The organism is Flavobacterium sp. (assembly GCF_044341265.1).
Taxonomy (GTDB): Bacteria; Bacteroidota; Bacteroidia; order Flavobacteriales; family Flavobacteriaceae; genus Flavobacterium.
On the sequence record NZ_JBIISA010000009.1, the window covers coordinates 60,432 to 82,870 of the forward strand.

The following is a 22,439-nucleotide window of genomic DNA, read 5'->3' on the forward strand; positions in this document are numbered from 1 at the left end:
AATCTTGTTTTTTTTAACCTTTCAATTGTTCTCTATAAACATCAATATTTGCTGCAACTTTTGGATCTAACTCTGGTTCGGTAATGTCTGTTAATTTTTGCATTTCTTCCCAAATGGTTTTCGCTACAATATAACGTGCAACACCTTTATCATCTGCAGGAATAACATACCAAGGCGCATAATCTTTAGAAGTCATGTTAATTGCTTCTTCGTAATACTTCATATAATCATCCCAACGTTCGCGCTCTTTTAAATCACCTGTTGAAAATTTCCAATTATCTTCTGGATTTTCCAAACGCTTTAATAATCTTAAACGCTGCTCTTCTTTACTCATGTGAAAATAAAATTTCAAAATTTTAGTACCATTCTGAGAGATATGTTTTTCAAAATTGTTGATTTGCTCAAAACGATTTTCCCAAAATTGTGGCGTAATATCTTCTACTTTTTCGATTCCAGGAAGGTTTTCAAATAAAATATATTCTGGATGAACTCTAGTCACCAATACGTTTTCATAATGTGTTCTGTTGAAAACAGCAAATTTCCCTTTCTCAGGTAAAGCCAAATAGTGACGCCATAAATAATCATGCTCCAACTCTGTAGAATTTGGGGTTTTAAAACTATGAACCACAACACCACGTGGATTAAATTCTTTAAAAACCTCACGAATCAAACTATCCTTTCCGCTGGTGTCCATTCCTTGCAAGCATATTAAAAAGGCATGACGATTGTGTGCATACATAGCATCTTGCTTTTTACTCAACTTTATCTGAACTTTGTCCAACTCTACTTCCTCTTGCTCTTTATCTGTATCAATATCTAATTTTGTTGGGATTTTTGACAAATTTATGTTTCCAACAACTTTAAAATCTTCTATGTTAATTGATTTCATTTTTAATTCATTTAATTATTGTAAAAATAGTATTTTTGGTTTCTCATACACTACACAAAATGGAAAAATTTCAACTTACACTATTATTTAAAATCATTGGTCTTGGCTCTGCTTCTGGATTGATTTATCAAGATAATACTATTTTTGCAATTGGAGACAATAGTTCGTATTTATATGAATATCAAATGTCTAACAATAAACTTGAACGCCATGCTTTGGCAGAAAACTCAGAAGAAAATATTCCTAAAAGTATTAAACCCGATTTTGAAGCCATTACAAAATATCAAGATAGTTTATACCTTTTTGGTTCAGGTTCAACAGCAAATAGAACTATTATGGTTCAAGTTGATGCTAAATCTAAAAGTGTAATTAAATCGCAAGATTTATCCGATTTATATTTGGCTATGCAATCTTTTGGAAAAATAGCAGAAGAAGATTTTAATTTAGAAGGTGCTATTTTTAATGGTGAAACTTGGTTTCTATTTAACAGAGGTAATGGAAAAACCAACAAAAATGTAGTTTTTACTATCGACGGAAAAAACTTAGCCAACGAATTTAGAATTGTAGCCAATGAATACAAACTACCTAAAATAAAAGGTATAAGAACCAGTTTTACAGATGCCATTTTGGTTGACGACAAAATATATTTCTTAGCAACTGCAGAGAATACTGACTCAACTTATAATGATGGTGAAGTTCTTGGAAGCATCGTAGGAAGAATTGATGTAAAGAAAATGAAAATTGATTTTACAAAGAAAATAACCGATACACAAAAATTTGAAGGAATAACGCTTTTCAAAAAATCGGAAAAAGAAATTGAATTTTTACTTTGCGAAGATAACGATACCGAAGTTTTAGAATCTAATATTTATAAGTTAGTGATTAGTAAATAGTGATTAGTTGTTAGTTGTTGGTCGTTAGTCAAGAGATAATCAGAATTTAATACTATAACTGAAAGTAAGGCGATTTTCTGAAAACTGAAAACCGTTAACTGAAAACTTTTTTCATCTCTTCCCAACCTTTTTATAAAAAATGTTCTCTTTATAATAAATACCTTTATTGTGATAAACGAAACGATACTTATTAACTGCCGAAAAATGCAACGCGATGCACAGCGACAAGTTTACGAACTGATGTCGCCTAAGTTGTATCGCACTTGTAAAAGGTATTTAAAAAAGGAAGAAGAAATTGAAGAAGTATTAGCCGATGCTTTCTACACTATTTTTACCAAAATGGATCAATTGAAAGAATTGGGTGCTTTTGAAGCTTGGGCAAGAAAAATTACTGTAAATCAATGTTTGCATCAATTGAAAAGAAATGTAAACTTTAATATATACATTGAAGACGCAAGTATCCAACTGCAACCTGAAACGTTGCCGGAAACTCATTTGGAAGAAGAAGATTTGTTGAATTTACTCAATTTTATTCCAGAAGGATGCAAAACTATTTTTAACCTCTTTGTGATTGAAGGTTACGGTCATAAAGAAATAGCAAACATGCTAAAAATATCGGAAGGAACATCAAAATCACAATTGAATGTGGCTAAAACCAAACTGAAAGAATTAGTCAACAATCATTATTATCAACAAGTAAAATAAGTCATGGACAATCAAGATAATTTATTCAACAAAATAAAATCGGCTGCTGAAAATGCTGAAACCAAAGATTTTCCCTCGATGGAAAAAGTTTGGTCGAGAATTGATGCAAAACTAGATACCAAAGTTGAAAAGAAACATAACAACAATTGGAAGAAACTTTTAGTTGCAGCCTCAATTGTATTATTAGTTACCATTGGTTATCAGTTTTTTAAAACCGAAAAAGAAATAGTTTCACCCAATAATGAAATCGTAACAAAAGAAGTTGAAAGGCCAATAATTCAAGATTCATTAGAAAATCAAAATGGCATAGTCTCTACAGAAATTGAAAATCCGAATATTAAAGAAAATGCGGATGAAATTTTGAAAGAGCAAATTGCAAAACCGAATACAGTAGTTATCGCTGATAAAGCCGAAGAAAAAGGTAATGCAAAGAGTTATAATGATGTTATGGAAGTACCAAGTGCAGTAAAGCATAATCAAGCTCCTAGAAATTCTAATACTACTTGGTATGGCAATAACAATTTTGAATCACGTGGAGTAACTTATGAAGAAGTTAAGGTTGAAAAGAAGGAGGATAATTTAAAAAAGAATAAGGATACTAAAAAACTAGATCCAATTGTTGTAGTAGATGGTGAAGTTACGAGAGATAAATTATCAAATATTACTGATGAAGATATAGAAATTATTTTAGAACTACCGGAACCTCTCTACATCATCAATAAAATATATTACACCGAGCAAGAATTATTTGGTCCGAATCCGACGAGTCCATATGCGCCTTTGAATAAACAAAAGATTGAAAGTATTTCTATTTTACCTCCAGAAAAAGCAGTTTCAATTTATGGAGAAAAAGGAAAAAAAGGTGTTGTAATTGTAACAACAAAAGACGGAAAACCTTTGCCTAAAAAGGAATAAACCATTTTATCATACTAAAAAAAATCAAACCATGAAAAGTCTTAAACTTATTTCATTAGCCATAACTATGTTTTGTTGTTTCCTTAGTTTTAGCCAAGAAAAAACAATAACAGGAACCGTTTCTGATGAAAACGCAGTACTTCCATTTGTAGTTGTTCAAATAAAAGAAACTAAAACGTTTACTCATACCGATTTCGATGGAAAATTTTCTATCAAAGCAAAGGTTGGAGAAACATTACTTTTTAGCTTTATCGGATACGATTCTGTTAAAGTAAAAATAAAGAAGCGAACAAATACCTTAAACATAGTTTTAATAAGTAATACCATTTTATTACAAGAAACTTATCCGATTGAGAGTTCCATTAGAAAACAAAAAAATCAAACAGAAATAATCAAAATTTCAAAAGAAGCTATTGAAAAAACGTAGCTAGAATAACACTTCACACATAGTCTAACCTTAAAATTTAATATTATGAAAAATTTAAAAGTATTTTCATCAGCCATTGCTATGCTTATATGTTTCTTAACATTTGGGCAAGAAAAAAACATCACTGGAATAGTCTCAGATGATTTAGTACCACTTCCTGGTATCAATGTATTTATAAAAAGTACAAATAAAAGTGTACAAACCGACGTTGATGGAAAATATTCCATAAAAGCTAAAGCAGGTGATATCTTAAGTTTTCAATACATCGGTTATGAAACAAAAAACATAACTGTTGGAAGTTCTGATGTAATTAATGTAAAACTAAATAAAAGTTCAACAGTACTAGAAGAAGTGGTTATAACACAAGGTTATCGTACAAAAATAAAAAAAACTGCTGCTGTTGCATCTTCTACCAAAGTTTCTTCTCAAACAATAGAAAATCGACCAAACAGTAACGTTATTAATACTTTACAAGGTCAGTTAGCAGGCGTAAATATCTCAACAGGGAATGGACAACCAGGAACTAAATCAACAGTAGTAATAAGAGGATTTGGTTCTACAGGAAGTAATATAGATCCTTTGTATGTTATTGATGGTTTCCCAGTTGATAGCAAAAAATTTAAATCTTTAAAACCAGAAAACATTGTTACTCTACAAGTTTTAAAAGATTCTAAAGCAATTTCAGAATATGGTTCTAGAGGATCGAATGGTGTTATAATTATTAGAACTGATAAAAATCTTTCTAAAAAAGAAATTGAAAAACTAAAATTAGAAGCAAATCAAAACTTACCTATTGATGTCCTTGCAAAATATGAAAGCCAAGAAGATTACGAATCATTTGTAGAAAACCCATTTGAAAGTCCGAAAACCGCACCGCTTTCAACTTTTTCTATCGACGTTGATAATGCTTCATATACAAATGTTCGTCGTTTTATTAATAACGGTCAAGTTGTTCCAAAAGACGCTGTAAGAGTGGAAGAAATGGTAAACTTTTTTAAGTATAATTACCCACAACCTTTGAGAGAAAATCCGTTTTCAATTAATACTGAATATAGTGATTGTCCATGGAATTCAAACAATAAATTGGTTCGTATTGGTTTACAAGGAAAAATAATTGAAACTGATAATTTACCATTATCTAATTTAGTTTTTTTAATTGACGTTTCGGGTTCAATGAGTGATCCTAACAAATTGCCATTACTAAAACAATCTTTAAAAATATTAGTAAAACAATTACGAAATGAAGATAAAATTTCAATGGTGGTCTATGCTGGTGCTGCAGGTTTGGTTTTACCTCCAACTTCAGGAAAAGACAAAAAAACAATCATCGATGCATTAGATAAATTACAATCTGGAGGAAGCACTGCTGGTGGTGCCGGAATTGAATTGGCTTACAAAGTAGCTCAAGAAAATTTCATAAAAGGTGGAAACAACAGAGTAATTCTTGCAACAGATGGTGATTTTAATGTTGGTTCTTCTTCCGATTCTGATATGCAAACGCTAATTGAAGAGAAAAGAAAATCAGGTGTTTACTTAACATGTTTAGGCTATGGAATGGGAAATTACAAAGACAGTAAATTAGAAACTTTAGCCGACAAAGGAAACGGAAATTATGCTTACATCGATAACATTCAAGAAGCTAATCGTTTTCTTGGAAAAGAGTTTAAAGGTTCCATGTTTGCCATTGCTAAAGATGTGAAAATTCAGATAGAATTCAATCCAAAACATGTTCAAGCCTATCGATTGATTGGTTATGAAAACAGAAAATTACGTGATGAAGATTTTACAAATGACACTATCGATGCAGGAGAATTAGGAAGTGGTCATACGGTTACTGCTTTGTATGAAATCATTCCACGTGGTGTGAAAAGTGATTTATATAACGAACCAACAGATTTAAAATACAGTGTTATGGCAGAACCATCATCTAAAAATTATAGTGAAGAATTAGCAACAATTAAATTCCGTTATAAAAAACCTGATGGCGATAAAAGTATTGAAATAGGTGCGATTATTGCCAATAAATCAAATGATTTACAAAGTACATCAGAAGATTTTAAATTTTGTGCTTCTGTAGCTTGGTTCGGATTAAAATTAAGAGATTCAAAACTAGTAGTAAATAAATCTAATGATGCTATTTTAGAGCTTGCTAATCAAGGTTTAACCAATGATACAGAAGGTTACAGATCTGAATTTATTAGATTAATTGAGAGTAGTACAAACTTATAAAAAGGCACAGTTATTGTGTAATAATAAAATTTAAAACAATTATTATGAAGTCTAGAATATTATTGTTAGTCATTCTTTTTACTGCTTCAAATCACTTTAGTAATGATTTTAATAAAAATAATAAATTGAATGATACTTTTTTAATTCAAAAATCAATTAAAATTTATTTATTAGGCGGAATAGTATCAGCTATTACTCAAAAAGAAATAGATTTTGCAAAAAAATATAACATTGTATTTCATGATTTTGGTTGTGTACCGCCAACAAATTTAGCTTTTTATGAGTCTGAAAATCAAAAAGCTTTTGACTTACTAAATTTAAAATTTGGAATTAAATGGCAAAACGAAATAAAAGAAAACGCATTAGGTTTTAAGAAATGGAAAGAAAAAAATAATTAGGTTAAATTGGTTAATTAAAAAAACCCGATAAGTTCATAGAATTTATCGGGTTTAATTTATAAGCTAGTCTTAATACTTAATACTAAAATCTTAATACTTAAAATTACTTCTCAATTTCTTTCAAAGAATCCATTTTCTTGTGAGCTAAGAAACCTTTTATGTCTTCAAAATGCTCTTTCACTCGTTTGTTTCCAAATTCAAATACTTTGGTAGCCAATCCGTCAAGGAAATCTCTATCGTGAGAAACTAAGATTAAAGTACCATCAAAATCACGCAAAGCATCTTTGATAATGTCTTTGGTTTTCATATCTAAGTGATTTGATGGCTCATCCAAAATCAATAGATTTACAGGTTCCAACAATAATTTTATCATTGCCAAACGCGTTTTTTCACCACCAGAAAGTACTTTTACTTTTTTGGTTGTATCGTCTCCATGAAACATAAAAGCTCCAAGAATATTTTTAATTTGAGTACGAACATCACCAACTGCAATGTTATCAATTGTTTCAAAAATAGTAGCGTTTTCGTCTAATAATGCAGCTTGATTTTGAGCAAAGTAACCAATTTGAGCATTATGACCAACCTCAACCGATCCACTATTGATTTCGATTTCTTTCATGATGGCTTTAATCATAGTTGATTTTCCTTCACCATTTTTTCCAACAAATGCTACTTTATCGCCGCGTTCAATTACGATATTGGCATCTTTGAAAATCAATTTATCGCCATACGATTTCTCTAAATCTTTAACAATTACTGGATATTGACCTGAACGAATTGATGGTGGAAATTTCAACTTCAAAGCCGAATTATCAATTTCATCCACTTCGATAGGAACAATTTTTTCTAACATTCTAACATGCGATTGAACGGCATCGGTTTTAGAAAAAGTACCACGAAATCTATCAATAAATGCCTGATTATCTGCTATGTATTTCTGTTGTTCATCGTATGCTTTTTGCTGGTGAACTCTTCTATCTTTTCTTAATTCTAAATAATGAGAATACTTGGCTTTGTAGTCATAAATTCTTCCCATTGTAACTTCGATAGTTCGGTTTGTAATGTTATCTACAAAGGCTCTATCGTGCGAAATTACCATTACGGCTTTAGCTTGATTGATCAAAAAATCCTCCAACCATTCGATACTATCCATATCTAAGTGATTGGTTGGCTCATCCAGAAGAATCAAATCTGGTTTTGTTAGTAAGATTTTTGCTAATTCAATTCGCATTCTCCAACCTCCAGAAAATTCTTTTGTTGGACGATTGAAATCTTCTCTTTCAAATCCTAATCCTTTTAATATTTTTTCAACTTCAGCTTCATAGTTTACTTCTTCAATTGAATAGTATTTTTCAGATAACTCCGAAACTCTTTCAATCAATTTCATATAGTCATCACTTTCATAATCGGTACGAATGGTCAATTGTTCGTTGATTTCGTCGATTTCTTTTTTCATATTCAACACCGCAGCAAACGCTTTTGATGTTTCTTCCATTACCGTACAATTATCTTCTGTTAATAAATGTTGAGGCAAATAGGCAACAACTGCATCACTTGGAGCTGAAATATTTCCGCGTGTTGGTTTATTTGCACCGGCAACAATTTTTAACAAAGTAGATTTTCCTGCTCCATTTTTACCCATTAAGGCAATTTTATCAGTTTCATTGATAGCAAATGTTACTTCACTAAAAAGAGTTGTTCCACCAAATTCAACGGCAATATCGTTAACTGTAATCATTTTAGATTGTTAGATTTTTAGATAATTAGATTATCAGATTTTTTTTTGAAGGTGCAAAGATAGATTAATTAAGGAATTTATCAATTTCAATATCAGAAAAAAAAGGTTTGTTTTTCAATGATTTATTAATTGAAATGCTAATTTTTTAAAGTTTAAATAATTCGGAAGATTTAGTTACACAATTTGAAAGGCAAAAAATAAATTTAGAGTAATTTTGAAAATCTAATGAACCCTTATGCCATTAATTGACTATAGTTTTTTAAGCAAAATTTTACCGAAAGCGAAGATTAAAAAATCCTTCCAAAAAGCGAAACAATCTTATCTTATTCGAATAAGAATAGCTACTTCATTATTTTTCTTCGGAATGGGTTTTTGCTTTGCAACTTGGGCAAGTAGAATTCCTGATTTAAAATTAAGCTTGAATTTAAGCGAATCTGATTTAGGTTCAATTTTATTTGCTTTACCGGCAGGTCAATTAATTGCTATGCCATTGTCCGGAATAGTTGTTGCAAAATATGGTAGTAGAAAAATAGCCATTTTAGGACTTTTTGTTTATGCTTTTTTCTTGACTTTATTGGGTTTACCGACAGAAAGTTGGCAATTAGCTTTAGGTTTATTTCTCTTCGGTTTTTTTGGTAATTTTTGCAATATTGCTGTTAATAGCCAAGGCGTTTTTACACAACAATTATTTGACAAACCTATCACAGGTTCATTTCATGGTTCATGGAGTTTAGCAGGATTTTCAGGAGCTTTATTGGCATTGTTGATGCTGTTTTTAAAACTAACTCCATTTCAACATTTCCTAATAGTTTTATTGATTATCACAATATTAATTGCAACTAATTATAATTATTTAGTAAAAGTCAAACCTCAAAAACCAGTAGAAAAAGAGAAAACCTCATTCTTCAAAATTCAAGATAAGACTTTGATTTGGTATGGATTGATTTGCTTTTTATGCATGGCAAGTGAAGGAATAATGTTTGATTGGAGTGGCGTTTATTTCAAAGAAATAGTAAAAGCTCCAGGCGCATTAGCTATTTTGGGTTACACTTCCTTTATGATAACTATGGCAATTGGACGATTTTTGAGCGATATTTTAGTTCGAAAATTTGGTTCAAGAAATGTGATTCTTACCAGTGGATTTGTGATATCAATCGGATTATATTGCGCTGTTTTATTTCCTTATTTGATTCCCTGTACAATGGCTTTTATGTTAGTTGGATTTGGAGTTTCCAATGTAATTCCGATTGTTTTTAATGCCGCTGGAAACAGTAAAAAAGTTACAACAAGTGTTGCATTGACAATAGTCTCAAGCATCAGCTTTGTCGGATTTTTAATTGGACCACCAATAATAGGTTACATCGCCGAACTTACAAGCTTGAAATATTCGTTTGCCTTTATTGGAGTTTTTGGCGTCTTAATTTCGACTTTATCCTATAAACTGAAGTTGTTTAGATAGAATTATTGAATATCCGAATTTTCAATTAATTTGATTAATTCTTCTTTCTTTTCAGAATATTTTTCAAAACCACAGTTAGTTCCCATTTTTGAATAATACTTTGTATAATTTTCAAATTGATTTTTATAATACTCAGATTTTAAATAAAAATATAAAGTTTCATTATCTAAAACATCTAATTTTTCTGAGGAAAGTTTGTTTAATTTGTATTCAGAATTAAGATTATTTATTTCTTTTATAAATTTGTCTTGAACAGTAACTTTCTCTTCTTTATTTTTTGACTTTAAGTCTATAAATAATTTATCAAGTTTTATTGTTATTTGATTTAATGTATCCAATTTCCCTGATTTATAACCAAAATCTTCTTGTTTTGCACTAATTGCTTCAGAAATTTGCTTAACTTGAATTTCATAAAAACTAGAAGTTTCTTTTAAATTTTCAAGAAGTAAACTTTCTGTAGTAAACTTTTCCTTCTTACAAGAAAAACATAGTAGAACTAAAAATAGAATTACAATTTTATTCATATATTCATAATTAGTTTTCTTTAAATAGCTTTTAATCAGCAACAAAATAATCTAAATCATTATGTCTTGGTACAATATAAACTCGTTCCCAAACATCTCCATCAAGAATTTTCCACGAATGACCTTCGCCATCAATATCTTTTGCAATTAGAATAATTCCTGGCTCAATTATAAACGTATTTCCTTCGGAAGTTGTGAACTCTAGTTTTCCTTTTAAAGTTACTACAAATTGTTCTCTTGGTGCTGTGTGTTGCTCTTGTTGCCAAGGTTCAATCTTGGTTTGAATGTTGAAATATTCGACTTCAATTTTATGGTATTCTGGCAAAGTTCCTGATTCAAAATAGGAATTTCCAAGATCATCATTTAGTAATCGAATTGCTTTCATATTTAATTTACAAACTCAATCTAAATTCCTCAATTACGGGACTTGCTTTTCCGTAATCAACTTCTTGGATAAATAATTCTGCTACTCTTGAAGTTTGAATACTTGGCAAAACATTCGCTTGATTGTTATGTCTTAAAACTGTATTTATCCCGACTGCTTCTATTTTTTCTTGTAATGAAATAGCTAGAACTTCTTCTCCTGAAAATATTTTGATTAAACCCATTTTTGTATTTTATATTGTATAGATGTATAATGTAAACTGCAACTTATTACTGAAAACTACTCCTCGTCTTCCATTTCGAAGAAAAGCGGTTCAATCATGATTTTATCTGCTAAAGTTTCTACTCTTTCAGTGATTTCTGAGCAAAAGAAAATGCGTTGTGTTTTCTCTACACTTGCAGAAAGTCTAAGAATTATTGCATCCATTCGGTTTCTGAATAGCATATCTGCGTCATCAACGATAAACATTTTTATTGTATTCATATTGAATCCTGCAGATGAAAATAAGGCGTTGATTTTATTTGGTGTTCCAATAAGTATATCTAAACCCATAGAAATTACATTTTTGTCATAATCGGTATCGCCTTTGTCATGAACTCCAAAAATACTTAAGTCAGTATAATTTCCGTATTTCAAGAAAAGCTCTTCCATTTCTAGAACTCGTTCTTTGTTTTCAACAATGATTAAGGCACGAGTACTTTCGTCGTGGGTTTTTTCTAATCGCTGAATCACATTTAAAACAATAGTTGTAGTTTTTCCTGTTCTGCTTGGTGATTGAATTACTGCGTCTTTTCCACTTTTAATAGTTGAAAATGTTTCTTGTTGCATTTCATTTGCTTCGATTAACTCGTTTTCAATTAGTGCTTGCTGTAAGTTTGGGTTTATTTTTTTTAATTGCATTTCTTTTAGTTGTCGGTTGTCAGTTGTCGGTTGTCAGTTCTTTTTAATGACTGATAACAGATAACTGACAACAATTTATTTACTTGCGAATAACTTCACGTCTGTTTCAGAAATTTCGTTTCCTCCTAATATTATTAAGCGTTCTACTACGTTTCTTAATTCACGAATGTTACCTGTCCAATCGTATTCTTGTAACAATTTGGTAGCTTCAGTTGAAAATGTTTTTTGAGCATTTCCTTGTTCTTCAGCTATTTTTGAGGCAAAATGTTCGATTAGCAAAGGTATGTCATCTCGTCGATCATTCAATGCTGGAACTTTAATTAAAATTACCGCCAATCTGTGGTATAAATCTTCACGGAAACGTCCTTCTTCAATTTCTTTTTTCAAATCTTTGTTGGTTGCAGCAACTACACGAACATTGACTTTTATATCTTTATCAGCACCAACTCTTTGAATCAAACTTTCTTGTAAAGCTCTTAAAACTTTAGCTTGTGCTGCCAAACTCATATCTCCAATTTCATCAAGAAAAATAGTTCCACCATCGGCTGCTTCGAATTTTCCTGCACGGTCTTTTACAGCTGATGTAAACGCACCTTTTACGTGACCAAACAACTCACTTTCAATCAATTCGGATGGAATTGCAGCACAGTTTACTTCGATTAATGGATAAGCCGCTCTTTCGCTTTTTTCGTGTAATTGATGAGCTACTAATTCTTTTCCAGTTCCGTTTGGACCTGTGATTAAAACTCTTGCGTCAGTTTGAGCTACTTTTTCAATCATCTGTTTGATGTGATTGATTGGTTCTGAATTTCCAATCATTTCGTAGTTTTTGCTGACTTTTTTCTTTAGAATTTTGTTTTCAACAACCAATTGTTTTTTGTCTAAAGCATTACGAACTGTATTCAAAAGACGATTTAAATCGGGTGGTTTTGAAATATAATCGAATGCTCCAAGACGCATAGTATTGATAGCTGTTTCCATATCACCGTGACCTGAAATCATTACGATTGGAATTTCGGGTTTGATTTTTTTTACGGCTTCTAATAATTCTTCGCCGTCCATTTTTGGCATTTTGATGTCGCAAAGTACCAAATCGTAATCTGAATTTTTTATTTTTTCAAGTCCTTGAACGCCATCTTCGGCTTCTTCTACTTGGTAAGTATCATTTTCTTCAGAAAGAATTTTGGTTAAAACTCTTCTGATGGATGCTTCGTCTTCTATTATTAATATTTTTGACATACTTTTTTATATGTTGTAAATTGGATATTGAGTGTTCAAAGGTAACAAAAATTAAAATGGTTTTTCTCTTAGCCCTGATTGGAGCAGTTACCTTGTAACGCGGAAAGCAGGAATAAGGATTACTGATAAAGCCCAAGCTATTCGCTTCAAATAATTTTACTTTTTCTTTATAACAGCAATACCTGAAAAGGATACCGCTTGAAAAGTTTGATTAGGTTCTGTTGTAAAAACCAATCCCATTTCTCTTGTTACATAACCTTTTTTAATTCCGATTACGGCATCACAACATTTTGATTTTGCTAGATTAGTAAGTGTTTTTAGTTGGTCTTCTTCTCTTCCTGTGTATTCAGCTTGTACCTCTATTAAACCTATTCTTTCATATTCAAAATTAACTGGTTCGCCTTCAAAAAGTAATTGAACTTCGGTTGGTGGTGATGGACAATTATCTTTGTAATCAGTTTTTAACGGAGTAAAAATTTCATGAGGACTATATCCAACACACGAATGAAGCAAAATAGATACAATTGCTAAAGAAAATAATCGAAAAAAGATTTTCATTTTAATTAATATTTAAGCCATTTATAAAGTTCTTTCCAAGATGGTTTTTTACCGTACATTAGAATTCCGACGCGGTAAATTTTACTTGCGAACCAAACTACACCAAGAAATGTACCAAAAAGTAAGGTCATTGAAATGGCAATTTGCCACCAAGGCACGCCAAAAGGAATACGCATCATCATTACGATTGGTGATGTAAGTGGAATCATTGAAAAAACAGTTGCCACAGTTCCGTGAGGATCGTTTATTACAGTGAAAAATCCAATATAAACTCCAAGAATTAAAGGCATTATTATTGGCAGCAAGAATTGTTGCGAATCAGTTTCATTATCAACAGCTGCACCAATGGATGCGTAAAATGAACTATAAAGAAAGTAGCCACCAATGAAGTAGAAAATGAACGAAACTAGAATGGTTGCTATTGGCAAATTCCACAACTCTTTGATATACATTTGAATATTGCTACCCATTCCTTTTTGAGCCATTTGCATTGCTTCTTGAGTTTGTGCCGATGATGTTGCTCCCATTTGAACTCCAAAAATAGACGACATTATAAACATCGCTGTCATACCAAGTAATGCCCAAATCATGAATTGCAAGATTCCTGCTAATGAGGTTCCAATAATTTTTCCCATCATTAATTGGAAAGGTTTTACTGATGAAATGATTACTTCAATAATACGAGACGTTTTTTCTTCAATAACGCTTCGCATAACCATATTTCCGTAGATAACAATGAACATCATGATTAAATATCCGAAAGCACCACCGATTCCTATTTTGATTTCGTTTAACCCTTTCAAGGCAGTTTCACCCGATGCTTTGTTTAGTTTTATAGAAACATCTGCTTTCGATTGATTGATTTTTAAGGTATCTAAACCTTGTTTTTGATAATTTTCAGCCGTAATTCTTTTAGCTATCACGTCTTCAATATCTTCAACGAACATCACACCTGGACTATCATTTGAAACATATTGAATGTTCTTTTGAAGTGAAGTATTATCAGTAGATTTTGGAATGATTAGAAGCCCTTCATAGCTTTCGCTGATGATGCTGTCTTTTAAAATTTTTAAATCTACATTGGATAGATTTAGGTATTTGTATTCGTCATCGCTTTTGAAATCATTGAAAAATCTTCCGGTTTCGTCGTGTATGGCAATGGTTTTTAAATCAGCTTTCATTTGACTCAGATAACCAACAAAAACTCCAATTCCGACAAATAACAACGGACTCAAAAACGTCATTACAATGAAGGATTTATTGCGAACTTTGGCAATGAATTCTCTTTTTATGATTAGTAGTAGCTTGCTCATTTTTTAGATTATTGGATTTTTAGATTATTGGATTATTGGATTTTTAAGCTTGATAAAGAAATCAGAAAATCCAAAAATCTAACCATCTATTCAGTAACTGTTTTAATAAAAATATCGTTTACACTTGGGATTTTTTCCATAAAATGGGTTACTTGTCCGCGTTGAATTAAGGTATTTAATAATTCATTTGGAGTTGCAGTTCCAAGGTTGATTTCTAGTTTTAATTCATCGTTTAGTGATTTGAAATCAGTTTGAGAAAGTGTGAATTTTTGTGATAAATCATACATCAAACCTTCGATATTGTTGCTTAGAATTCCGACTTCGTAACTGTTGGTTCTGAATTGTTTTTTGACATCGGTTAATTTTCCTTCAATCAATTTATTGGATTTGTGAATTAATGCAATGTAATCGCACATTTCTTCAACGCTTTCCATTCGGTGTGTTGAAAAAATTACAGACGTTCCTTGCTTGTTCAATTCGATGATTTCATCTTTAATCAAATTGGCATTTACTGGATCAAATCCTGAGAAAGGTTCGTCTAGAATTAATAATTTTGGTTTGTGTAAAACCGTTACTACAAATTGCACTTTTTGAGCCATTCCTTTGGAAAGTTCTTGCATTTTCTTATTCCACCAACCTTGAATTTCTAATCGATCAAACCAATAATCTAATTGCGTTTTGGCTTCTTGCTTAGTTAAACCTTTTAGTTGAGCTAAATACAAGCATTGCTCACCAACTTTCATAGTTTTGTACAAACCACGTTCTTCTGGCATATATCCAATGAAGGCAACGTGTTCTGGTTTTAAAGGTTCGCCATCTAGGATTACTTCACCACTATCGGGCATTGTAATTTGGTTGATGATTCTAATTAAGGATGTTTTTCCGGCGCCATTTGGACCAAGAAGTCCGTAGATGCTGCCTTTTGGAACTGAAAGAGAAACTTCGTTTAGCGCGGTATAATCACCATATTGCTTTACGACATTTTTTACTTCAAGTATATTGCTCATTATGAAAATTAATTTGTGTAAAAGTACAGAATTAGTAGCTATTTGAAAGTTTTTGTTACAAAAAAAACCCACCCTTATTTTGACACAAGGATGGGAAAAATTGCTATGAAAAAGAAATTACCTGTTTCCAAGTAATTAGTCAAATGTAGAAATAATTTTATAATTATGAAAACATATCTTTAACTTTTTCAAAAAAAGATTTATCGCTCTTTTCTGGATGCGGAATAAAGTTATCATCAGTCAGCGATTTCTCAAAGAATTGTCGTTGTTCTTTGTTTAATGTCTTTGGTGTCCAAACGTTTACGTGAACTAATAAATCACCACTTCCGTAGCTGTTTAAACTCGGAATTCCCTTACCTTTTAGTCGTAAAATCTTACCCGACTGGATTCCTTCTTCTAGTTTGATACGAACTTTTCCGTTTACGGCTTCAATTTCTTTAGAAACTCCTAAAGCGGCTTCTGGGTAACTTATATATAAATCATAGTGAAGATTTTCACCTTCACGTTTCAAAAATTCGTGTTCTAATTCTTCAATTGCTACAATTAAGTCACCTGCAATTCCGTTTCCTGGTGCGTCATTTCCTTTTCCAGAAACTTTAAGCTGCATTCCATCAACAACTCCTGCTGGAATTTTGATTGAAACAGTTTCATCTTCGAGAATCATTCCGTGCGCATCAGCATTGTTGGGTTTGCTTTCAATAGTTTGTCCTGCACCACCACATGTTGGACAAGTAGTAGCTGTTTGCATTCTACCCAAAATAGTGTTAGTAACTCTCAAAACCTGACCTTGACCATTACATGCCGAACAAGTTTTATATTTAACGCCTGGCGCTTGTATTTTTCTTTTAACTTTTACTTTTTTCTCAACACCATTGGCAACTTCTTCTAAAGTTAATTTAACTTTGATACGAAGATTGCTTCCTTTTACACGACGTTGTCCACCTGAGTTTCCACCGAAACCACCACTGAATCCGCCACCGCCAAAAGCACTTCCAAAAATATCACCGAATTGGCTGAAAATATCATCCATATTCATGTGACCGCCACCACCATAACCTCCAGCGCCATCGAATGCTTGATGTCCGTATTGGTCGTATTTTGCTTTTTTGTTTGGATCGCTTAAAACTTCGTATGCTTCTGCACAAAGTTTGAAATTTTCCTCTGCTTCTGCATTTCCTGGATTTTTATCAGGATGAAATTCTATAGCTTTCTTTCGATAGGCTTTTTTAATTTCTTCTGGTGTGGCACTTTTTGTGATGCCTAATATTTCGTAAAAATCTTTTTTCATGTTCTTGTATTAAGATTTAAGTATTAAGAATTAAGACCAAGTCAAAACCCAATACATAAAAATATATTATTGTCCTAAAATAACCTTTGGGAAACGAATTATCTTGTCTCCTAATTTGTAACCTTTTTCTATTACGTCAACGATTTTTCCTTTTAAATCGTCTGATGGTGCTGGAATTTGGGTAATTGCTTCTGCAAAATCGGCATTGAAAGCATCACCTGTTCTAATGTCAAGTTCTTCTAATCCTTTGGAAACTAGTGTTGATTTTAATTTTTCATGAATTAATTCAACTCCTTTTAATAAAACCTCGTCTTCAGATTTTGCTATTTGAATCATAGCTCTGTCAAAATCGTCAAGAACTGGCAACATGGCTTGTAGCACTTCTTGATTGGCAGTTCTAAATAAATCGATGCGTTCTTTTGATGTACGTTTTTTATAGTTTTCGAATTCCGCAAAAAGGCGTAGAAATTTATCTTTTTCTTTTGCTAATTCTTCTTCTAATTTTTGCTCAACGGTTAATTCTTCAGCGGCTTCAACTCCTGGAGTTGCTTCTTCAGTAGGATTTCCTTCTGATTGGGTTGCCATTTCATTTTCATTTTCAAGAATTTCTTTATCAGTATTTTCAGTACTCATTGTGCTTTTATTTTTAAATATATTTTTGATGTTCATTGTTGGTTTTTTGTTCCGAAGAATTTGGTTGCAAAAGTACTGCCATTTCTTTAAAAATGTCAAATTGTCACATATTTTTTACCACAAAGTCACGAATAAAATACAAAGAGCATAAAGTTAAAATTTGTTATTTTATGAAAATATCTTGTAGAAAACTGAATTTAGAAGCCTAAAGATTGAGTTTAGCCGTGATGGGATCTCGTCTATTGGGACGAGAGGACAGCGCGAAAATGGATTAAAAAATGCCTGAAGTGATGCTTCTTAAAAACTTTAATAAAACTTTAAGAGTTTTGCTACTCGAAATCGTTATATTTGGATTTATAAAAGGTTATGATTCGCTGAAAAGCAAAAGATATTATTAATTCAAGTTGAAAAAAGTTCTAGTAAAAGCTAGAACTTTTTTTATTTTATGATATTTTCAAGCGCTTCTTTAACTGTTGGAAATTGAAATTTGAATCCTAATTCTTGTGCTCTTTTTGGAAGAATATTCTTGTTGTTGAAAAGCAGAATATGCATTTCACCAAGGATTAATTTCATTACGAATTGAGGAACATTTGGCAAAAACAAAGGTCTTTTTAGCTGTTTTGCAATGGCTTTAGTTAACTCTTGATTGCTAATTGGATTTGGTGAAACTGCATTGATAATACCTTCTGTTTGATTTTGAATCACAAAATAATAAAGATTGGCAACATCGGTTAAATGAATCCATGATTGCACTTGTTTTCCGGAGCCAAAACCTGAACCAACATACATTTTGATAGGTTTTATCATTTCGATAAGCGCACCACCTTTTTCGGAAAAAACAACGCCAGTTCTAAGTTTAGCTACTTTTAAATTTAATAGTTTGAATTGATCGGCGCTTTCCTCCCATTTTATAACAACATTACCTAGAAAAGTAGTGTCGATTTCTGTAGACGACTCATCATATATTTTAGAATAACTATCAGGATAAATGGCTGTTCCTGATGCTGAGATAAAGTGTTTTACTTGATTGGGTGCTTTCCTTATCAGATTGAAAAGTAAATTAGCAGATAATACACGACTTTCTATCAACTCTTGTTTGTAAGCATTTGTCCAACGTTGTGAAATAGATGCACCAGCAAGATGCACAATAGTATCAACACCATCGAGGCAATTGTCATCGATTTTTCCTTCTTGTGGATTCCAATAAAAGCCGTAATAATTGGTTTTATTTTGGATTTTTTGTGGTGACGTTGTAAGATAGTGAACGACATGATTGTTTTCAAGAAGCAACGCTACCAATTCTTTACCTATTAAACCTGTTGCACCTGTAATTAAAACTTTCATTTTCTTTTTTATTCAAAATTACGATTTATGATTCTAAAATGTACGTTAATTGTTATTGGTTTAACTTTTGTTGAATTATTGAAAATAAAAAATCCCAACTTTCGCTGGGATTTTCGTTACAACTAAAACTATAAATAAATTCTAAATACTTGAAGAAACACTTCCTCCTGAATCTTCTTTTTTGATGATGGTTTTGGGTTTGGAATTGTATTCAATTGAACCTCCACTATCGGCATCAGCATTTAAACTTACAATTGGATGAACAGTTATTGAAGCTGCGCTATCTGCATGAGAAGTTACTTCGTTTGCTAATAAATTTGATGCATCAATGTTTGCACCACTATCAGCATGAGTTTTAAGTTTTAATGCTTTTCCTTCTGCTTTAATTTCAGCACCACTATCGGCATGAAGTTCTATAGCATCATATTCTAAAACAACATCTATATTTGAACCGCTATCTGCTTCTAATTTGATAGTTGTATTTCCTAGCAAAGTGTTTTTGCTTGTAACTTCTGCTCCACTATCTGCAGAAATACCTTCAATTTTAGGCATACGAATTCTAACAGTTTCAGCACTTGTATTATTGATACTTCCTTCAAATTTTACAATTAATGTTCCATTTTCAACTTTGGTAATCAATTGTTTCTGAAGATTTTGATCGGTTTCTACCTCAACCATTATATTTTCTCCTTGCTCTAAAATAAGTTCAATTCCGTGACTAACATCAACTTTAGTGAATTTATCAGATATGATTCTTTTCTCTTTAGTCACATTTCCATTTCCCTCAATTCCCATTTGATATTTACAAGAGGAAAACAATACTGCTACAACAGCTGCGACCAATATTTTTGTACAAAAAACTATAAATTTTATCATAACTATTTAGTTTTAATGATTATTCCGTCTTTGTTGATTGTTAAGCTTCCTGGCTCATTTTTTCCTGTAGTGGTTTGAATCACTTCTTTACCATTTACTTTTACAGAAACCGTTTTGATAGAATCATTTTCTTCAATTACACTAATGTCTTCTGTTTCGCCTTCATTGTTTTGAGAATCATCATTTGGACAATTTAAACAATCTAGTTCGGTACCTTTTACTTTATATTTATAACCTTCTGGACCATAGTAGTAATCGAAATCTGCATTGTGTCCGCTTAAATAAGCTTGTACATTTTCGTTTGGATAATAAACAATTCCTTCAGGTAAATAAAGATAAACCTCAACCATTTGACCTCTAAATTTATTTTTTGTTTCTGTAGTAAAATAGTTATCTAAAATTAATTCATTACCAACTATTTTGTAATTGTATTTAATTTTTTGAGCTCTTTGATTTGCTTCAGTAAACGATTTTCCTTGCGCTAATTTCTCAATTTGAACATATGGGAAAGCTTTATCCGTTTTTTTCAAATGAATGGTAACATTCGTAGAGTGAATTACTTCATTTCCAAGTGAATCTTGTACAATTCTATATTCGCTTCTATCTTCAATTCTTTTTGAATAAAAATCATTGTAAGCAAAACTTACTTTCAAAGTATCCGTTGCTGCAACAGTCATACTTTGTTTTTCTAATGCTTTTCCTGAATAAGCTAATTGATTCGCTTCGCTGATAATAATTGATATTGATATTCCAATAGCAATAATCCAAATGGCTAACAAACTATATTTAGCAATGCTTCCAATTGATTTTAAGTTAGTTACTAATAATTTTAAACCTAAAATTAGAAGAAAAAACAATGGAATTCCTGCTGCGAAAAAAAATAATATTCCTTGAGCCCAAATTGGAGTTTCTAATCCAATTGGAGTTTTAATAAATTCAACAATCTTGTTATCTGGCATTGATGATGAAAATAACATTACCACAGATGTAACTGAAACAACCAATAAAACAATTGAAGAAAAAACAACTATTAAAGCACCTAAGACTTTAGCAAAAGCTCCAAAAACTGATGTAAAAGCACCTCCTAATTTAGAACCTGCTGATTCGGCTGTTGACTTTAAATGGTTTCCCATTTTATCGTAATCTGCATTTTTTATTTTATCAGATACGTTTTCAAACTCTTCTCTAACTTTTTTTTCAATGTTGGAAATCGTTACCGGTTCGCCTGTCATTTCTAATTTTTCAGAGGTTGTAATGGCTTTTGGAGTGGCAATCCATAGAATTAAATACACTATTAAAAACCAACCTGCTGTAGCAAGAGTAAGAATTATAAAAATTACTTTTATCCAAACTGCCTCAATACCAGTATAATAACTTAATCCTGTACAAACTCCAGCAATCAAACCTCGATCTTTATCGCGGTACAATTTTTTAGTTTTATTTGGAATATAAAATGATTCACTTTTTGGAGTTTCAGCATCATCGTCAATACGATAATCTTCTGGTTGTCCCATAACGGCAACTACTTGATCAACATCAACATTATTGATAACATGTTTGTCGCTTTTTTGTCTTTCTGTAAAAAGCTCAGCCACACGCATTTCAATATCTTTCATGATTTCATCTTTACCTGATGAATTAGAAAGTGAACGTTTTATAGCATCAAAATATCTTGATAACTTTTGGTATGCATCTTCATCTATGTGAAAGAATAAACCACCTATATTAATATTTACTGTTTTGTTCATGATTGTTATTTTTGATTGGTTATGATGTTTACGGCGTCAGAAAGTTCTGTCCAAGTTCCGTTTAATTCGTTTAAAAATGTTTTTCCTAATTCGGTCAACTCATAATATTTTCTTGGCGGACCTGAAGTTGATTCTTCCCAACGATAGTTGAGTAAACCGTCATTTTTTAATCTTGTCAATAGCGGATAAACTGTTCCCTCTACTACAAGCAATTTTGCGTTTTTTAAAGTGTCTAGTATTTCAGATGTGTAGGCTTCTTTTTCTTTTAAAACAGATAAGATGCAGAACTCTAAAACACCTTTTCGCATTTGGGCTTTTGTGTTTTCAATGTTCATAATTCGATTTTGATTTTTTAATTAAACTGTTCATTTTTTTTGATTGATTTTATTGATGATTGAAACTTATTATTTAAAGAAAGGTATTGTTAAAGGATATTTATAACGCTCACCATTAGAAGCTTTTACTGCGGCATATATAATTAGTATGAATTCAAATACTTTTAGAAACATAAAAAGTACAAAGGCTACAATTGCAATCCCGATGAAGGTTGTGATTTCTTGATTTCTAAAACTATTGAATTCAATTTCAAAATTACTAAAGGTGCAATTGGTTCCTATCAAATCTACAAATCCATAGATTAAAAGCGGTAAAGAAATTAAAACTAAAATTAAACTATACATAAAAACGCTTAACTGAAAATTCAATATTTGTTTTCCGTTGTAGTCTACAAATTCAGAATCATTTTTTTTAGCACTCCATATAATTATAGGAGCAATAAAATTTCCTAATGGAAAAACATATTGAGCAAAAGAGCTCAAATGTGTTACTGATGCAATGGTACGTTCGTTGTTTGATGTCATTTTATTTTGATTTATGATTGATGATTAAAATTTGATTTCAACAATACTATAGATAGCTTATTAATTTCTTATACAAAGATACAACCAAAAAAAGGTATTATGCATTACAAA

24 protein-coding genes are annotated in these 22,439 nt (G+C 31.4%); 7 read left to right on the forward strand and 17 right to left on the reverse strand.

The genetic code is table 11. The annotated features are described in order from the left end of the window. Positions 1 to 13: 13 nt before the first annotated feature. Positions 14 to 889: a PPK2 family polyphosphate kinase gene (locus tag ACIQ06_RS06345; protein ID WP_396144599.1), complete on the reverse strand. Its 876-nt coding sequence runs from the start codon at positions 887 to 889 to the stop codon at positions 14 to 16. 59 nt (positions 890 to 948) lie between these two features. Here ACIQ06_RS06345 and ACIQ06_RS06350 point away from each other — a divergent pair, with 59 nt between their 5' ends. The 6 genes from ACIQ06_RS06350 to ACIQ06_RS06375 all read left to right on the forward strand — a co-directional run bounded on the left by ACIQ06_RS06350 (position 949) and on the right by ACIQ06_RS06375 (position 6,456). Then, positions 949 to 1,782 (forward strand): DUF6929 family protein, encoded by an 834-nt coding sequence (locus ACIQ06_RS06350; protein ID WP_396144602.1) that lies wholly within the window; start codon positions 949 to 951, stop codon positions 1,780 to 1,782. Between the two features lie 204 nt (positions 1,783 to 1,986). Then, entirely contained in the window at positions 1,987 to 2,487 is a 501-nt protein-coding gene (locus tag ACIQ06_RS06355; RefSeq protein ID WP_396144605.1) for an RNA polymerase sigma factor, read from the forward strand. Positions 2,488 to 2,490: 3 nt separating this feature from the next. Continuing rightward, the gene (locus tag ACIQ06_RS06360) at positions 2,491 to 3,402 is read left to right on the forward strand and encodes a hypothetical protein (protein ID WP_396144606.1); all 912 of its coding nucleotides are present in this window, start codon (positions 2,491 to 2,493) and stop codon (positions 3,400 to 3,402) included. A gap of 31 nt (positions 3,403 to 3,433) precedes the next feature. Continuing rightward, positions 3,434 to 3,829, forward strand: coding sequence for a carboxypeptidase-like regulatory domain-containing protein (locus tag ACIQ06_RS06365; protein WP_396144608.1), 396 nt, complete (start codon positions 3,434 to 3,436; stop codon positions 3,827 to 3,829). 45 nt (positions 3,830 to 3,874) lie between these two features. Then, positions 3,875 to 6,058 (forward strand): von Willebrand factor type A domain-containing protein, encoded by a 2,184-nt coding sequence (locus tag ACIQ06_RS06370; protein ID WP_396144610.1) that lies wholly within the window; start codon positions 3,875 to 3,877, stop codon positions 6,056 to 6,058. A 44-nt stretch (positions 6,059 to 6,102) separates the two neighbouring features. Beyond that, positions 6,103 to 6,456, forward strand: coding sequence for a hypothetical protein (locus ACIQ06_RS06375; RefSeq protein ID WP_396144612.1), 354 nt, complete (start codon positions 6,103 to 6,105; stop codon positions 6,454 to 6,456). Between the two features lie 103 nt (positions 6,457 to 6,559). On the opposite strand, the gene ACIQ06_RS06380 is transcribed toward ACIQ06_RS06375, so the two are convergent. Continuing rightward, entirely contained in the window at positions 6,560 to 8,194 is a 1,635-nt protein-coding gene (locus tag ACIQ06_RS06380; protein ID WP_396144614.1) for an ABC-F family ATP-binding cassette domain-containing protein, read from the reverse strand. Between the two features lie 235 nt (positions 8,195 to 8,429). On the opposite strand from ACIQ06_RS06380, the gene ACIQ06_RS06385 reads away from it, so the two are divergent. Continuing rightward, positions 8,430 to 9,653: an MFS transporter gene (locus ACIQ06_RS06385; RefSeq protein WP_396144618.1), complete on the forward strand. Its 1,224-nt coding sequence runs from the start codon at positions 8,430 to 8,432 to the stop codon at positions 9,651 to 9,653. A 2-nt stretch (positions 9,654 to 9,655) separates the two neighbouring features. Here ACIQ06_RS06385 and ACIQ06_RS06390 read toward each other — a convergent pair whose 3' ends face one another. The 15 genes from ACIQ06_RS06390 to ACIQ06_RS06460 form a co-directional block, all read right to left on the reverse strand. Continuing rightward, complete coding sequence (locus ACIQ06_RS06390) at positions 9,656 to 10,177, reverse strand: hypothetical protein (protein WP_396144621.1); 522 nt, start codon at positions 10,175 to 10,177, stop codon at positions 9,656 to 9,658. 31 nt (positions 10,178 to 10,208) lie between these two features. Next, positions 10,209 to 10,562: a hypothetical protein gene (locus ACIQ06_RS06395; protein WP_396144624.1), complete on the reverse strand. Its 354-nt coding sequence runs from the start codon at positions 10,560 to 10,562 to the stop codon at positions 10,209 to 10,211. Positions 10,563 to 10,569: 7 nt separating this feature from the next. Further along, positions 10,570 to 10,785 carry a DUF2007 domain-containing protein gene (locus tag ACIQ06_RS06400; protein ID WP_396144627.1) on the reverse strand — a complete coding sequence of 72 codons (216 nt, stop codon included), beginning with the start codon at positions 10,783 to 10,785 and terminating at the stop codon, positions 10,570 to 10,572. A 56-nt stretch (positions 10,786 to 10,841) separates the two neighbouring features. Continuing rightward, entirely contained in the window at positions 10,842 to 11,462 is a 621-nt protein-coding gene (locus tag ACIQ06_RS06405) for a DEAD/DEAH box helicase (protein WP_396144630.1), read from the reverse strand. A 75-nt stretch (positions 11,463 to 11,537) separates the two neighbouring features. Further along, entirely contained in the window at positions 11,538 to 12,701 is a 1,164-nt protein-coding gene (locus ACIQ06_RS06410) for a sigma-54 dependent transcriptional regulator (protein WP_298307046.1), read from the reverse strand. A 156-nt stretch (positions 12,702 to 12,857) separates the two neighbouring features. After that, the gene (locus tag ACIQ06_RS06415) at positions 12,858 to 13,259 is read right to left on the reverse strand and encodes a hypothetical protein (protein WP_396144633.1); all 402 of its coding nucleotides are present in this window, start codon (positions 13,257 to 13,259) and stop codon (positions 12,858 to 12,860) included. Between the two features lie 5 nt (positions 13,260 to 13,264). Beyond that, positions 13,265 to 14,572: an ABC transporter permease gene (locus ACIQ06_RS06420; protein ID WP_396144635.1), complete on the reverse strand. Its 1,308-nt coding sequence runs from the start codon at positions 14,570 to 14,572 to the stop codon at positions 13,265 to 13,267. 86 nt (positions 14,573 to 14,658) lie between these two features. Further along, positions 14,659 to 15,579 (reverse strand): ABC transporter ATP-binding protein, encoded by a 921-nt coding sequence (locus ACIQ06_RS06425; RefSeq protein WP_396144637.1) that lies wholly within the window; start codon positions 15,577 to 15,579, stop codon positions 14,659 to 14,661. Between the two features lie 163 nt (positions 15,580 to 15,742). Next, the gene (dnaJ, locus tag ACIQ06_RS06430; protein ID WP_396144639.1) at positions 15,743 to 16,867 is read right to left on the reverse strand and encodes a molecular chaperone DnaJ; all 1,125 of its coding nucleotides are present in this window, start codon (positions 16,865 to 16,867) and stop codon (positions 15,743 to 15,745) included. Between the two features lie 66 nt (positions 16,868 to 16,933). After that, positions 16,934 to 17,452, reverse strand: a complete 519-nt coding sequence (locus ACIQ06_RS06435) for a nucleotide exchange factor GrpE (protein ID WP_396144748.1) — start codon at positions 17,450 to 17,452, stop codon at positions 16,934 to 16,936. Between the two features lie 486 nt (positions 17,453 to 17,938). Then, a complete protein-coding gene (locus ACIQ06_RS06440; RefSeq protein ID WP_396144642.1) occupies positions 17,939 to 18,844 on the reverse strand; it encodes a TIGR01777 family oxidoreductase in 906 nt (301 codons plus the stop codon). Positions 18,845 to 18,985: 141 nt separating this feature from the next. Next, a complete protein-coding gene (locus ACIQ06_RS06445; RefSeq protein ID WP_396144644.1) occupies positions 18,986 to 19,720 on the reverse strand; it encodes a head GIN domain-containing protein in 735 nt (244 codons plus the stop codon). Between the two features lie 2 nt (positions 19,721 to 19,722). Further along, positions 19,723 to 21,468, reverse strand: a complete 1,746-nt coding sequence (locus tag ACIQ06_RS06450) for a PspC domain-containing protein (RefSeq protein WP_396144646.1) — start codon at positions 21,466 to 21,468, stop codon at positions 19,723 to 19,725. A 5-nt stretch (positions 21,469 to 21,473) separates the two neighbouring features. Then, a complete protein-coding gene (locus ACIQ06_RS06455; RefSeq protein ID WP_035126226.1) occupies positions 21,474 to 21,803 on the reverse strand; it encodes a PadR family transcriptional regulator in 330 nt (109 codons plus the stop codon). Between the two features lie 69 nt (positions 21,804 to 21,872). After that, positions 21,873 to 22,328 carry a DUF4870 domain-containing protein gene (locus ACIQ06_RS06460; RefSeq protein WP_396144648.1) on the reverse strand — a complete coding sequence of 152 codons (456 nt, stop codon included), beginning with the start codon at positions 22,326 to 22,328 and terminating at the stop codon, positions 21,873 to 21,875. Positions 22,329 to 22,439 lie beyond the last annotated feature (111 nt).

What these genes read in the sequence shown, in the direction of transcription:
- ACIQ06_RS06345 (WP_396144599.1), bottom strand. Translation starts at nt 889, where the DNA reads ATGAAATCAATTAACATAGAAGATTTTAAAGTTGTTGGAAACATAAAT.
- ACIQ06_RS06350 (WP_396144602.1), top strand. Translation starts at nt 949, where the DNA reads ATGGAAAAATTTCAACTTACACTATTATTTAAAATCATTGGTCTTGGC.
- ACIQ06_RS06355 (WP_396144605.1), top strand. Translation starts at nt 1,987, where the DNA reads ATGCAACGCGATGCACAGCGACAAGTTTACGAACTGATGTCGCCTAAG.
- ACIQ06_RS06360 (WP_396144606.1), top strand. Translation starts at nt 2,491, where the DNA reads ATGGACAATCAAGATAATTTATTCAACAAAATAAAATCGGCTGCTGAA.
- ACIQ06_RS06365 (WP_396144608.1), top strand. Translation starts at nt 3,434, where the DNA reads ATGAAAAGTCTTAAACTTATTTCATTAGCCATAACTATGTTTTGTTGT.
- ACIQ06_RS06370 (WP_396144610.1), top strand. Translation starts at nt 3,875, where the DNA reads ATGAAAAATTTAAAAGTATTTTCATCAGCCATTGCTATGCTTATATGT.
- ACIQ06_RS06375 (WP_396144612.1), top strand. Translation starts at nt 6,103, where the DNA reads ATGAAGTCTAGAATATTATTGTTAGTCATTCTTTTTACTGCTTCAAAT.
- ACIQ06_RS06380 (WP_396144614.1), bottom strand. Translation starts at nt 8,194, where the DNA reads ATGATTACAGTTAACGATATTGCCGTTGAATTTGGTGGAACAACTCTT.
- ACIQ06_RS06385 (WP_396144618.1), top strand. Translation starts at nt 8,430, where the DNA reads ATGCCATTAATTGACTATAGTTTTTTAAGCAAAATTTTACCGAAAGCG.
- ACIQ06_RS06390 (WP_396144621.1), bottom strand. Translation starts at nt 10,177, where the DNA reads ATGAATAAAATTGTAATTCTATTTTTAGTTCTACTATGTTTTTCTTGT.
- ACIQ06_RS06395 (WP_396144624.1), bottom strand. Translation starts at nt 10,562, where the DNA reads ATGAAAGCAATTCGATTACTAAATGATGATCTTGGAAATTCCTATTTT.
- ACIQ06_RS06400 (WP_396144627.1), bottom strand. Translation starts at nt 10,785, where the DNA reads ATGGGTTTAATCAAAATATTTTCAGGAGAAGAAGTTCTAGCTATTTCA.
- ACIQ06_RS06405 (WP_396144630.1), bottom strand. Translation starts at nt 11,462, where the DNA reads ATGCAATTAAAAAAAATAAACCCAAACTTACAGCAAGCACTAATTGAA.
- ACIQ06_RS06410 (WP_298307046.1), bottom strand. Translation starts at nt 12,701, where the DNA reads ATGTCAAAAATATTAATAATAGAAGACGAAGCATCCATCAGAAGAGTT.
- ACIQ06_RS06415 (WP_396144633.1), bottom strand. Translation starts at nt 13,259, where the DNA reads ATGAAAATCTTTTTTCGATTATTTTCTTTAGCAATTGTATCTATTTTG.
- ACIQ06_RS06420 (WP_396144635.1), bottom strand. Translation starts at nt 14,572, where the DNA reads ATGAGCAAGCTACTACTAATCATAAAAAGAGAATTCATTGCCAAAGTT.
- ACIQ06_RS06425 (WP_396144637.1), bottom strand. Translation starts at nt 15,579, where the DNA reads ATGAGCAATATACTTGAAGTAAAAAATGTCGTAAAGCAATATGGTGAT.
- dnaJ (WP_396144639.1), bottom strand. Translation starts at nt 16,867, where the DNA reads ATGAAAAAAGATTTTTACGAAATATTAGGCATCACAAAAAGTGCCACA.
- ACIQ06_RS06435 (WP_396144748.1), bottom strand. Translation starts at nt 17,452, where the DNA reads ATGGCAACCCAATCAGAAGGAAATCCTACTGAAGAAGCAACTCCAGGA.
- ACIQ06_RS06440 (WP_396144642.1), bottom strand. Translation starts at nt 18,844, where the DNA reads ATGAAAGTTTTAATTACAGGTGCAACAGGTTTAATAGGTAAAGAATTG.
- ACIQ06_RS06445 (WP_396144644.1), bottom strand. Translation starts at nt 19,720, where the DNA reads ATGATAAAATTTATAGTTTTTTGTACAAAAATATTGGTCGCAGCTGTT.
- ACIQ06_RS06450 (WP_396144646.1), bottom strand. Translation starts at nt 21,468, where the DNA reads ATGAACAAAACAGTAAATATTAATATAGGTGGTTTATTCTTTCACATA.
- ACIQ06_RS06455 (WP_035126226.1), bottom strand. Translation starts at nt 21,803, where the DNA reads ATGAACATTGAAAACACAAAAGCCCAAATGCGAAAAGGTGTTTTAGAG.
- ACIQ06_RS06460 (WP_396144648.1), bottom strand. Translation starts at nt 22,328, where the DNA reads ATGACATCAAACAACGAACGTACCATTGCATCAGTAACACATTTGAGC.